This window comes from Martinezella sp. CNPSo 3957 (assembly GCF_057784395.1).
Map to the genome: position 1 here is coordinate 329,512 of NZ_JBXSOU010000001.1, position 11,960 is coordinate 341,471.

An 11,960-nucleotide genomic window follows, 5' to 3' on the forward strand; every position below is an offset into this window, starting at 1 on the left:
TTTGAGGGCGATCTCGATCTTGAGAATATAGGTAGCACGGCGTATCCGGTCGAGCTATCTTCGGCAATGTGCGCCTGTCAGGGAACCGATAGCATTCTCGCATTCGGAGATCAGCGGATGAATGGCAGAATGTCTGGGTGAACGCGGTCTCGCTGGAGAGGCCCCGTCCATCAATGTTTGGTCGAATATCACTTCCAGCTCGTATAGTCAGAAGCGACGCATCCGAACGGGGCGCGTTGATCGCCGAAACGCTTCTTCAATTGATCGCAGCCCCAGCGGTTGAGGGGTGCTGGCATCATATTGTTGAGATCCATGGCGGGCGAAGTGAACTGCGAGCCGGCGCTAGTCACATACCAGACCCAGTAGCCGAAAATGCCGATAATGAAGAGAAGGATAACCAGGAAACCCCTGGCAAGCCGTGCCATGACGGACGGCCCTCTCTTTCCTTGGGCGACGAGTTCCGGCGGATGAGCGCCAAGTTCCGCTGTCAGCGGAGCGAGAATGCCCGCGCGCTCCTCGGCCGAGATGTCGATGCGTTGCAGCCGGCTATCCAAAAGCACGGGGAGGGCCGTATTTCCATGCCAGACGGCCAGTGCGACAGCCTTGTCGCCGTTTGCGCCGACGACCAGTGGCTCCTCTCCAGGCCCGAAATTCGTATGGGCCGCCCGTCCGGTTTTTCTGCCGTCGATCTTGTCGGCATAGGCCACCATCAGCCGCTTGCCGCGTCGCTGGAAAGCGGTGATTTCCACCGGGACCGGCTCGAGCTGAGCAGGCCGGCGCAGTTGTCCGCGGGCGCGCCAGACGCGCAGGATCTGGAAGATCGCGGCAATACAGGCGCCGCCGAGAAGGGCGACGAAGACGGCAAGCGTTATGATCCGGTTCCAGAGCATATCCAGTCCGAGGCTGAGGGTCGCCAAGCCTGGATGATCTCTGGAGATGACGAGGTCAGTGTCATAGTCGCCCGCATGGATATCGACGAACATGATTTCGACATCCTTGTCGTAGGCCTGCCCATTGTAGGTATATTTGAGGTGCGCCTCGCAGGTGGTGAAGAAGCCTCTTCGCGTTGAGCATTTTCCGTCGCGGATATCACCATCGACAGGATTGATGGGGTTTTGGCTGATCGTCCAATCCCTCAATATGCCTGGCGCTTCGTAAACTGTTATGAAAACCGTAAGCGCGATCACGATCGCCAGGGAGAAATAGGCGGCCTTCGGCATCGTAATCACGCCCTGAGCGAGCATGATGGCTCTCTGGGGAAGCTTAATCGTCGGAAATGTCATTGTCTGCCTTGAAACTCCGAATGGTTGCGTAGGCAGCCGCAAGGCGAGGAGCGAAGCATATGCTTCGCAAAATCCTGGGGTGATTTGGCGCCCACATTAGCAGCGCGGAAAGATAGGCGTTTTGCTTAATAGCTCAATACAGGGTTGTAGGTCGTTCCCCGGCTTTACGATGATGTGATATCAAATGCTTGCAGTGTGTGACCTTTTTGCCTCGCGAGATTAACTGACGGGTCGAGCCCGCTGGTTTTCACTTGGAACCGGTAGTTCGAGGCCAAAAAGAAAAGCAACATGACGATGTCGCCCGGAGCAGGTCTGCGACCGCTCCGTTACGTCGCATCCAGATAGGGCTTCAGGGGCATGTCGTCGTGCCGGGGTACCGTCTGCCGTTCGATCATATGGTGGATAACCGGCGGCCCGTCGCCGCGATGCAGTCTATCCAGCTGTTCGGCGACCTCGACATCGGCATGCGTCTGGCGCTGGCCGTGGCGGACATAATCGATCCACGTCGGCAGATGGTAGCTTTCCGTCCAGGTGTTCGGCTTTTCGAGATCGCGCAACAGCGACCATTGCTTCGCGCCATCGCGGATTCTCATCCGGCGGCGCTTCGCCATGACGACCAGGAATTCCCCTACGTCCTCCTGCTCGATGTCGTAATCCACCATGACGAGGATCGGGCCGCTTCTGGGGCGCAGGTCGAGCTGCAATTGCGGTTCGCTGAAGGTATTCGTCGGATCCAGATTGAGGGATTCGAAGTCCGGCTGCCGCAACAGGAGGCCAAGCAGACCGCCAATGCCTAGAGCGGCGCTTGCGACGACGAGGGCGCCGGTGACGCCATGGGCATCGGCCAGTTCGCCCCAGAGCCAGCTCCCCACAGCCATGCCGCCGAAGGTGGCGGTTTGATAGAGAGACAGAGCGCGGCCGACGACCCAGCGCGGCGTGGAAAGCTGAACCGTGACGTTGAAGAGAGAAAAGGCCTGCACCCATGCGACGCCGGCCGGCATGAGCAGAAGGCAGCTTAGCCACACTTGGTCGCTAAGCGCCAGGAAGAAGCAGCTGATAGCCAGCGTGAAGAAGGCACCACGGATCACCCATTCATTGCTCAGCGCATCGCGGATACGGCCGATCAGCATCGCGCCGCAGATGGCGCCGAAGCCGAAGAAGCCAAGCATGATGCCGTAGGTGATTGCGGTGCCATGCACATGATCGCGTGCAACGAGGGGCAGCAGGGCCAGAATGACGATCGCCGTCAGGCCGAAGACGAAGCTGCGGCACATCACCTTGAGCAGGTTCGGCGACATCTGGACGTAGCGAAATCCGGCCGACATCGCGCTGCCGAAAGACTCACGCGGCAGCGTGTTGCGCACAGGAGCCTTCTTCCAGCGCCATAAGGTGAAGATGAGGGCGAAATAACAGAAGACGTTGAAGAGAAACGCAAAGGCCGCGCCCGCAGCCGCCACGATGACGCCGCCGATCGCCGGCCCGATGCTGCGCATGAGGTTATAGCTCATGCTGTTGAGCGCCACCGCACCCGGCAGATGCTCGCGCGGCACGACATCGCCCATGGATGCCTGCCATGACGGATTGTGCAGCGCGCCGCCGCAGCCGATCAGGAAAGTGAAGCAAAGCAGCAGCCAGGGCGTCAGGGCATTGCTGTAGGACAGGACCGCCAGCGTTGCCGATACGCTGAGCATCAGCGTCTGCGCGATCAGCATGATCCGTCTTCGGTCGTAATTGTCAGCAAGCGCGCCGGCAGCGAGCGAAAAGATCATGACAGGCAGCGTCGTGGAGGATTGAACCAGGGCGACCATGCCATGGGAGGTGGCGAGGCTGGTCATCAGCCAGGCAGCCCCCACACCTTCGACCAATCCGCCGAGATTGGAGATGAGAGTTGCCGACCAGAGAGAACGGAATGTCTTGGACTGAAACGCGACGAGCGGGGAGCTTCTCTTGGGCATGTCGGCTTTTCTTCGCAGGATTGTCTTGCTCGACGGCAAAGCGGACTCGCTCAAAGCGTAGGCACCGCCGAGTCGGTATCAACCCTATAGTGATTTGCTAAGTTCCGAAATGATTTTGGAATAATATTCTCGCCAATGAAGGCAGAATTGAGCTCTGGTTCAGGCGCTCGTTAAGCCTCGGCGCTATAAGCCTCACCCGATTTCGTTGATCAGGCGGCTTTGGCGTCCTGATGATCCCGATCGCTTGGGTCGCCTGACCTCAATCCAGCGGGTTTAGAAGAATGGCGCGGAAGTCGTTGACGTTGGTGCCGGTTGGTCCTGTGACGAACAGGTCGTCGACCGCGGCGAAGGCCGACCAGCTGTCGTTGCGCTCCAGGAATTCGGTTGCATCCTTCTCTCGAGCGGCAAGCCGTGAAACGGTGGTGCCGTCGGCAAAGGCACCGGCATTGTCCTCCGAACCGTCGATGCCGTCCGTATCGGCGGCCAGCGCCGAAACGCCCTTCTGGCCGGAAATGGCGCAGGCGAAGGATAGGAGGAACTCGCTGTTGCGGCCGCCTTTGCCCTTGCCCTTGATCGTTACCGTGGTTTCCCCGCCAGACAGAAGAAGCATGGGCTCTTGCGATGTCAGCCCCCGCTGCAGGATCTTGGCTACGATCGCCGCATGTTGACGACCGACTTCCGATGCTTCGCCCTCGATGGCATCGGAAAGCACGATCGTCTCGACGCCGGCCTTGCGGGCGACATCGGCCGCAGCGTCCAGTGCGATAGCCGCCGAAGCAACGAGCTTCACCTCGTTGCGAGCGAAACGAGGGTCCGAGGGTAGGGGCGGCTCATCCCTGCCATCTTCGAGATGACGCATCACCGCATCAGGCAAATCGAGACCATAATGTTCTATGATCGCAAGTGCATTGGCGCGGGTCGTCCCGTCGGGAATGGTCGGGCCGGAGGCGACCAGGGCGGGATTGTCGCCGGGAATATCGGAAACGACGAGGGAGACCACGCGGGCCGGATAGGCAAGGGCGGCGAGCCGCCCTCCCTTTATGCGGGAAACCTGCTTGCGCACGGCGTTCATGGCGCTGATGGGTGCACCGGAGGCAAGTAGGGCCTGATTGACGGCGATCTCATCGGCAAGCGTGAGATCGCCGGCAGGTGCCGGCAATAATGCCGAGCCGCCGCCGCAGATGAGGGCGATGACCAGATCATCCTCGGTAAGACCGTTTACCGCAGCCATCAACCGATCCACTGCGAGCAGTCCTCTTTCATCCGGTACGGGATGGGCGGCTTCGAGAACCTCGATACGCTCACATGGCACGGCGTAGCCGTAACGCGTTACGACAACGCCGGAGAGCGGCGCATCCCAGAGACGCTCGAAGGCACGCGCCATCTGCGCTGCCCCCTTGCCGGCACCGACCACCACCGTCCGGCCCTTCGGTTTTTCCGGCAGATGGGCGGCGAGCGCCTTGTCCGGATCGGCAGCCGTAACGGCTGCATAGAAGAGCCTTTCCAGAAAGGCGCGGGGATCGGCGATGTCAGGCATCGGGTCTCTCACATGTTACGCGACGGGATGGTTCGCCATGCGCTCCAGCGCCTTGACGAGACCGGAATGGTCGAGCCCGCTGTCGCCATTGGCGGCGCACTGGTTGAAAAGCTCCTGCGTTGCCGCTGTGTTCGGCAGCGAAACGCCGAGAGCCTTGGCGCCTTGCAGGGCGAGGTTCAGATCCTTCTGATGCAGCGAGATGCGGAAGCCGGGTTCGAAAGTGCGCTTGATCATGCGCTCGCCATGCACTTCGAGGATGCGCGATGAGGCAAAGCCGCCCATCAGGGCCGAGCGCACGCGCGCCGGATCGGCACCGGCCTTCGAGGCGAAGACAAGCGCTTCGGACACGGCCTCGATCGTCAATGCGACAATGATCTGGTTGGCGACCTTGGTGACCTGGCCATCGCCGCAATCGCCGACGAGCGTGATGTTCTTGCCCATCAGCTGGAAAAGCGGCAGCGCTCGCTCGAAGCTGGCTTCAGAACCGCCGGCCATGATGGAAAGCGAGGCGTTCTTGGCACCGACCTCACCACCCGAAACCGGAGCGTCGACATACTCGGCGCCAGTCTCACGAATTCTCCTCGCAAATTCCTTGGTCTCGATCGGCGAGATCGAGCTCATGTCGATGACGAGCTTGCCTTTCGAAAGGCCATACGCAACGCCGTTCTCGCCGAAGAGCACATCCTTGACCTCCGGCGTATCCGGCAGCATCAGGATGATGATGTCGACGGTTTCGGCGAGCGCCTTCGGCGTTTCGACGAATTGCAGGCCGTTGTCGAGCAGCTCCTGGCGCGGCGGAATCGAAAACTTTGATGTGACGACGATATGGCCGGCATTTTGCAGGTGGCGCGCCATGGGGGTTCCCATGATGCCGAGGCCGATAAATCCGATATGTGCCATGGTTGTTAGCTCCTGATATTGAGAATGGCGGCGCTTTCGGCGTGGCGTCCGGCTGCGGCAAACCAGCCGAGCCCCGCCGCAGTCGTGGTGCGGGGCTTGTATTCGCAGCCGATCCAGCCGTCGTAGCCGAGCGCATCGAGCGTTTCGAAGACAAAGGGGTAGGCGATCTCGCCGGTGCCTGGTTCGTTGCGTCCGGGATTGTCGGCAAGCTGCACATGGGCAATCTGCGCCTGGTGCTTCTTGAAGGTGCCGATCAGCTCGCCTTCCGTACGTTGCTGATGATAGAGGTCGTACTGAATGAACAGGTTGTCACTGCCGACTTCGGCGATGATCGAAGCGGCTTGGTCCAGCGTGTTGAGATAAAACCCCGGAATGTCGAACCGGTTGATCGGCTCGATCAGCAGACGGATCCCGTGCTTGCCGAGCTCTTCCGCCGCATATTTGAGGTTGACGATGAAGGTTGTCCGCAGCACCTCATCGGGCACGCCCGCCGGTGCGATGCCAGAGAGGCAGTTGACCTGTCTGCAGCCGAGCGTCGTCGCGTAGTCGATCGCCGAGGCAACACCGCGGCGGAATTCGTCGATACGATCGGGCAGGATCGCGATCCCCCGCTCGCCGCCGGCCCAGTCGCCGGCGGGCAGATTGTGCAGCACTTGAGTCAGGCCATGACGATCGAGTTCGGCGCGCAGCGCTTCCTTCGCAAAATCATAAGGAAACAGATATTCGACGCCCTCGAAGCCCGCCTTGGCGGCCAGCGCGAAGCGATCCAGAAACGGTGCCTCGGTGAAAAGCATGGTGAGATTGGCCGCAAATTTCGGCATTGTATTTCTCCTTCAGTCCAGCAGGGCGAGGATTGCCGTCGGTGCATCCTCGCCGCGTTCGGCAAGTTCCTCGAACTCGACGACCGCATTGATGTCGGCGCCCATGGCGATGTTGGTGACGCGCTCCAGAATGAACTCGATGACGACGGGAACCTGATGCTCCGCCATCAGCTGCTTTGCTGTCGTGAACGCCTCCTGGAATTCGTTCGGGCTGCGCACCCGGATCGCCTTGCAGCCGAGCCCTTCGGCAACCGCGACATGGTCGACGCCATAGCCAGGTTCGGCATCACCGGATGCGTTGATGTTCTCGAAGGCGAGGCTGACCTCGAAATCCATGTTGAAGCCGCGCTGGGCCTGGCGGATGAGGCCGAGATACGAATTGTTCACGACCACATGCAGATAGGGAAGCTTGTGCTGCGCACCGACCGCCAGCTCCTCGATGAGGAACTGGAAGTCGTAGTCGCCGGAGAGAGCCACGATCGGACGGTCCGGATCGGCGGCGCGCACGCCGAGTGCTGCCGGCAGGGTCCAGCCGAGCGGGCCGGCCTGGCCGCAATTGATCCAGTTGCGGGGCTTGTAGACGTGCAGGAATTGCGCGCCGGCGATCTGGCTAAGCCCGATGGTCGAGACATAGCAGGTGTCGCGATCGAAGGCCTTGTTCATCTCCTCGTAGACGCGCTGCGGCTTCAGCGGCGTCTGGTCGAAATGCGTCTTGCGCAGCATGGTGCGCTTGCGGTCGCGGCATTCTTCCGCCCAGGCCGACCAGTCACGCAGCTTGCCTTCCGTCTTCCATTCCGTCGCAACGTCGAGGAACAGCTTCAGCGCAGCACCGGCGTCGGAGACGATACCGAAATCGGGAGCGAAGACACGGCCGATCTGGGTCGGTTCGATATCGACATGCACGAAGATCCGGCCCTCGGTATAGGTCGAGACGTTGCCGGTGTGACGATTGGCCCAGCGATTGCCGATGCCGAGAACGAAATCGGAGGCAAGCAGCGTCGCATTGCCATAGCGATGCGAGGTCTGCAGCCCGCACATGCCGGCCATCAGCGGATGATCGTCCGGGATCGTGCCCCAGCCCATCAACGTCGGGATGACCGGAACGCCGGTGATCTCGGCGAATTCGACGAGCAGGTCGGAAGCATCGGCATTGATGATGCCGCCGCCTGCGACGATCAGCGGCCGCTCGGCCGCGTTCAGCATGGCAAGCGCTTTTTCCGCCTGGGCTCGCGTCGCCGAGGGCTTGTAGGGGGCAAGCGACGCATAGGTGTCGATATCGAACTCGATCTCGGCGAGCTGGACGTCAACAGGCAGATCGATGAGAACCGGGCCAGGGCGACCGGAGCGCATCGTATGGAATGCCTTCTGGAAGACGTAAGGAACGAGAGCGGGCTCCATGACGGTCACGGCCCATTTGGTGACGGGGGCTGCGATCTTGGCGATATCGACCGCCTGGAAATCCTCCTTGTCGAGGCGAGCGCGCGGCGCCTGGCCGGTGATGCAGAGGATCGGGATCGAATCGGCAGAGGCGGAATAAAGGCCGGTGATCATGTCGGTGCCGGCAGGCCCAGACGTTCCGATGCACACACCGATATTGCCCGCGCGGGCGCGGGTGTAGCCCTCGGCCATATGGCTTGCACCTTCGACATGACGGGCCAGCACATGGCGGATAGAGCCGCGCGCTTTCATCGCCGAATAGAAGGGGTTGATCGCAGCGCCGGGAACGCCGAAGGCGCAATTGACGCCTTCCTTTTCCAGAACCAGCACTGCGGCATCGACTGCGCGCATCTTCGCCATGGGAATTTCCTCCGTTTCTGCTTCGAAGGTATCGCATGGGTGAACGAGTGCAATCTAAAAATGGAAATCAATCCCATAATACGGAAATAAACATTTTCAACAAATCTGGAACAATCGAAGCGAAGCGGATATGTCATGAAGCCAAAGCGGGTGGCGCCAAACTGCGCCACGCGCCTTCAGTCAAAAGTGAGCGGCATGGCGGAAAATCGGGAAAAGACGAGGGGCAGGCCGGGTCGGAAACCGGCCGAGAATGCAGCGGCCTCGTCCGTGCAGGTGCTCGATCGCAGCCTGAAGCTGCTGGAGCTGGTGGCCGAAGCCGATGGCGCGGTTCTGACCGATCTCGCCGACAGATCGGCCATGGCGCCTTCCACGGTTCACCGGCTGCTGACCTCTCTCGCCCAGCACGGTATGGTGGCGCATGATGCTGAGACCGGCGCCTGGACGATCGGGGTGAAAGCCTTCGAGATCGGAACGGCCTACTTACGCTTCCGCAAGCTCGGCACAATCAGCCGGCCGTTTCTCAAACAGCTGATGGAGGCGTCTGGCGAGACCGCCAATATTGCCATCGAGGAAGATGGCGACGTCGTCTTCATCTCCCAGGCGGAAAGCCATGCGCCGATGCGCGCCTTCTTCCGCCCCGGCCGGCGCGGACCGATCCATGCTTCGGGTATCGGCAAGGCGATCCTTTCCACCTGGTCGGATAGCCAGATAGAGGCTTTGCTCAAAGGGCGGTCGTTGCAGCATTTCACCGATAAGACCCGCGATACGCTGCCCGTGCTGCTTGCGGATATGGCCGAGATCCGCTCGCGCGGCTGGTCGATCGACGATGAGGAGCATACGCTCGGCATGCGATGCGTCGCCGCGCCGATCTTCGACGAATATGGCGAGGCTATTGCCGGCATCTCGATTTCGGGCCCGGCTGTGCGGCTGCCGGATGAAAGGGTTGCTGCGCTTGGTCCTGCTGTGCGGGCGGCGGCGGAAGAATTGACGAAGGCGATGGGTGGACGCTCGAAGCGGACCTGAACGTCTTCGCCGTCGTCTCCTATCCGGAGACGACGGCGCTGCCGGTCCGCCACATTTATTGGTTAGGCGAGCTGCAATTGCTCGCGTACGATCGTGTCTGCTTTCTTGCCCTTGGTCTTCATCGCCTTGCCGGCGACATAGACTTCAGCAACGCAACGGTCATCGCCCATGGTTTGGAGAATGAAGAGTTCCTCAGCCAGCGACGTGGCAGTGCGCATGCGGAATTCCATGGCCGACTTGGCGCTGGAATCCAGCACGACGATATCGGCATCCGCGCCGGCCTGCAGCGAGCCGATCTGCTTCTCCAGGCCAAGGGCCAGCGCGTTGCCGCGAGTCATGCGGTAGAAGGAATTGAACGGCGTCAGCCGCTGCCCCTGCAGGTGCAGCACCTTGTAGGCTTCATCCATCGTTTCTAGCATGGAGAAGCTGGTGCCGGCGCCCACGTCGGTCGCAACCGACCAGCGAGCGCCGAGGCTGTCAAACTGTGCTGCGTTGAAGAGCCCCGAGCCGAGGAAGAGGTTCGAGGTCGGGCAGAAGACACCGACCGCGCCGTTCTCCGCCAGCACGGCAACTTCCCGCTCGCTCATATGGATGCAATGGCCGAGCAGCATGCGGTCGTTGAGCAGGCCATAGCGGGCGTAGATATCCGTATAGTCCTTCGCCTCCGGATAGAGAGAGGTGGCAAAGGCGATCTCGTCGCGATTTTCCGAGAGGTGCGTCTGGACATAGCAATCCGGATGCTCGGCGACGAGCGCCTTGCTCATCTCCATCTGCTCAGGCGTTGAGGTGATCGCAAAGCGCGGGCTGATGGCATAATGCGCGCGTCCGCATCCGTGCCATTTCTCGATCAGATGCTTCGTTTCGTCATAGCCGCGCTGCGGCGTATCGCGCAGTGCGTCCGGCGCGTTGCGGTCCATCATCACCTTGCCGCCGATCATGCACATGCCGCGCGCTTCGGCTGCCGCGAAATAGGCATTGACGCTTTCGGGATGCACGGAACAATAGGCGACGGCCGTCGTCGTGCCGTTCGACAGGAGTTCGTCCATGAAGCGGTCGGCGACTTCGGCCGCATGGGCGGCGCGGGCGAACTTCTGCTCCTCGACGAAAATATAGGTATTCAGCCATTCGAGCAGCTGCGCACCATAGGAGGCGATCGCCTGCGTCTGCGGGAAATGGAGATGTGTGTCGATAAAGCCCGGCAGGATGAGATGCGGGCGGTGATCCGCGATTCTGACGCCGGCATCGGCCAGCCTGCGAATGTCGCCATAGACACCGATTTCCACGATCTTGCCATCGCGAACGAAGACAGCGCCGTCTTCGATATAGCGATAGGACGCGGCATCATCGATGCCTTGTGGCTCGGCAAGGAAGGTCAGCACGCGGCCACGGATCAGGATTTCACTCATTGGGTCTTCTCCCCATTGATGGCACTCTCGTACCAGGAGACGAGCAGACGGCGCTCCTCGTCGGTAATGTGCGAGGCGTTGGCCGGCGGCATGGCGTGGCTGCGGCCGGCCTGCAGGTAGATCTCACGCGCATGGGCGGCGATGTCGCGGTCGGTCTCGAAGACGACGCCCTTCGGCGGCGCGATAATGCCCTCCCAGCTCGGCTCCTTCGCATGGCACATCGAGCAGCGCCCCATGATCGTGTCGCGAACCTTGGGAAAAGCCTCAGCCGTGACGAAGGGCTGCTGGATTGCCGAGATCTTCGTGACTGGCTCGCCCGTCAGGATCTTCGGCACCGTGGAAAGCCACATGATGATGATGAAGAGGACGACGGTGATGAGCCAGGTCCAGGTCGGGTTGCCGGCATTGGCGTGGCGGGTATTGAACCAGTGGCGGATCGTGACGCCCATCAGGAAGACGAGCGAGGCAATGATCCAGTTGAACTGCGTGCCGAAAGCCAGCGGGTAGTGGTTCGACAGCATCAGGAACAGCACTGGCAGCGTCAGGTAGTTGTTGTGCGTGGAGCGTTGCTTGGCGATGCGGCCGTATTTCGCATCTGGCGTGCGCCCGGCAAGGAGATCGGCAACAACGATCTTCTGGTTCGGAATGATGATGAAGAATACGTTGGCCGACATGATCGTCGCGGTGAAGGCGCCGAGATGCAGGAAGGCGGCGCGGCCGGTGAAAAGATGGGTATAGCCCCAGGCCACCGCGACCAGGATGAAATAGAGCGCCACCATCAGCCGCGTATTGTCGTTGCCGAAGGGCGATTTGCAGATCAGGTCGTAGAGGAGCCAGCCGCCGGCGATCGAGCAGAGCGAAATGGCGATCGCCACCGGCTTGGAGACGTCAAGCACGGCCGGGTCGATCATGTAGAGATCGGCGCCGGCATAATAGACGAGACAGAGCATGCCGAAGCCCGACAGCCAGGTGACATAGCTTTCCCATTTGAACCAGACGAGGTGGTCCGGCATGTTGGCCGGCGCCACCAGATACTTCTGGATATGGTAGAAGCCGCCGCCGTGGACCTGCCACTCCTCACCATAGGCTCCCGGCGGCAGCGCTGGATGCTTTTTGAGGCCTAGGTCAAGTGCCACGAAATAGAACGACGAGCCAATCCAGGCGATGGCGGTAATGACGTGCAGCCAGCGGACGGCAAAAGTCAGCCAGTCCCAGGCGATGGCATATTCATACATGGG

The 11,960-nt window shown here is 60.9% G+C and carries 9 protein-coding genes; 1 reads left to right on the plus strand and 8 read right to left on the minus strand.

The window, feature by feature from the left end; all coding sequences use genetic code 11:
* Window positions 1-188: 188 nt before the first annotated feature.
* From AC13QE_RS01595 to gcl, 6 genes are all read right to left on the minus strand, one after another.
* Entirely contained in the window at window positions 189-1,244 is a 1,056-nt protein-coding gene (locus AC13QE_RS01595) for a hypothetical protein (protein ID WP_488482285.1), read from the minus strand.
* Between the two features lie 365 nt (window positions 1,245-1,609).
* Window positions 1,610-3,238, minus strand: a complete 1,629-nt coding sequence (locus tag AC13QE_RS01600; protein ID WP_488482286.1) for an MFS transporter — start codon at window positions 3,236-3,238, stop codon at window positions 1,610-1,612.
* Window positions 3,239-3,497: 259 nt separating this feature from the next.
* Window positions 3,498-4,775: a glycerate kinase type-2 family protein gene (locus AC13QE_RS01605; protein WP_488482287.1), complete on the minus strand. Its 1,278-nt coding sequence runs from the start codon at window positions 4,773-4,775 to the stop codon at window positions 3,498-3,500.
* A 15-nt stretch (window positions 4,776-4,790) separates the two neighbouring features.
* Window positions 4,791-5,675: a 2-hydroxy-3-oxopropionate reductase gene (gene glxR / locus AC13QE_RS01610; RefSeq protein WP_488482288.1), complete on the minus strand. Its 885-nt coding sequence runs from the start codon at window positions 5,673-5,675 to the stop codon at window positions 4,791-4,793.
* A gap of 5 nt (window positions 5,676-5,680) precedes the next feature.
* On the minus strand, window positions 5,681-6,496 hold the full coding sequence (gene hyi / locus AC13QE_RS01615; protein ID WP_488482289.1) for a hydroxypyruvate isomerase: 816 nt from the start codon (window positions 6,494-6,496) through the stop codon (window positions 5,681-5,683).
* Window positions 6,497-6,508: 12 nt separating this feature from the next.
* The gene (gene gcl / locus AC13QE_RS01620; protein WP_488482290.1) at window positions 6,509-8,293 is read right to left on the minus strand and encodes a glyoxylate carboligase; all 1,785 of its coding nucleotides are present in this window, start codon (window positions 8,291-8,293) and stop codon (window positions 6,509-6,511) included.
* Window positions 8,294-8,488: 195 nt separating this feature from the next.
* On the opposite strand from gcl, the gene bhcR reads away from it, so the two are divergent.
* Complete coding sequence (gene bhcR, locus AC13QE_RS01625) at window positions 8,489-9,316, plus strand: HTH-type transcriptional regulator BhcR (RefSeq protein WP_488482863.1); 828 nt, start codon at window positions 8,489-8,491, stop codon at window positions 9,314-9,316.
* 62 nt (window positions 9,317-9,378) lie between these two features.
* On the opposite strand, the gene guaD is transcribed toward bhcR, so the two are convergent.
* Together guaD and AC13QE_RS01635 are read right to left on the minus strand one after the other, a co-directional pair.
* A complete protein-coding gene (guaD, locus tag AC13QE_RS01630; protein WP_488482291.1) occupies window positions 9,379-10,722 on the minus strand; it encodes a guanine deaminase in 1,344 nt (447 codons plus the stop codon).
* Window positions 10,719-11,957: a urate hydroxylase PuuD gene (locus AC13QE_RS01635; RefSeq protein WP_488482292.1), complete on the minus strand. Its 1,239-nt coding sequence runs from the start codon at window positions 11,955-11,957 to the stop codon at window positions 10,719-10,721. The genes guaD and AC13QE_RS01635 overlap by 4 nt, the downstream gene beginning before the upstream one ends.
* Window positions 11,958-11,960: the final 3 nt, after the last annotated feature.

What these genes read in the sequence shown, in the direction of transcription:
- AC13QE_RS01595 (WP_488482285.1), bottom strand. Translation starts at nt 1,244, where the DNA reads ATGCTCGCTCAGGGCGTGATTACGATGCCGAAGGCCGCCTATTTCTCC.
- AC13QE_RS01600 (WP_488482286.1), bottom strand. Translation starts at nt 3,238, where the DNA reads ATGCCCAAGAGAAGCTCCCCGCTCGTCGCGTTTCAGTCCAAGACATTC.
- AC13QE_RS01605 (WP_488482287.1), bottom strand. Translation starts at nt 4,775, where the DNA reads ATGCCTGACATCGCCGATCCCCGCGCCTTTCTGGAAAGGCTCTTCTAT.
- glxR (WP_488482288.1), bottom strand. Translation starts at nt 5,675, where the DNA reads ATGGCACATATCGGATTTATCGGCCTCGGCATCATGGGAACCCCCATG.
- hyi (WP_488482289.1), bottom strand. Translation starts at nt 6,496, where the DNA reads ATGCCGAAATTTGCGGCCAATCTCACCATGCTTTTCACCGAGGCACCG.
- gcl (WP_488482290.1), bottom strand. Translation starts at nt 8,293, where the DNA reads ATGGCGAAGATGCGCGCAGTCGATGCCGCAGTGCTGGTTCTGGAAAAG.
- bhcR (WP_488482863.1), top strand. Translation starts at nt 8,489, where the DNA reads ATGGCGGAAAATCGGGAAAAGACGAGGGGCAGGCCGGGTCGGAAACCG.
- guaD (WP_488482291.1), bottom strand. Translation starts at nt 10,722, where the DNA reads ATGAGTGAAATCCTGATCCGTGGCCGCGTGCTGACCTTCCTTGCCGAG.
- AC13QE_RS01635 (WP_488482292.1), bottom strand. Translation starts at nt 11,957, where the DNA reads ATGTATGAATATGCCATCGCCTGGGACTGGCTGACTTTTGCCGTCCGC.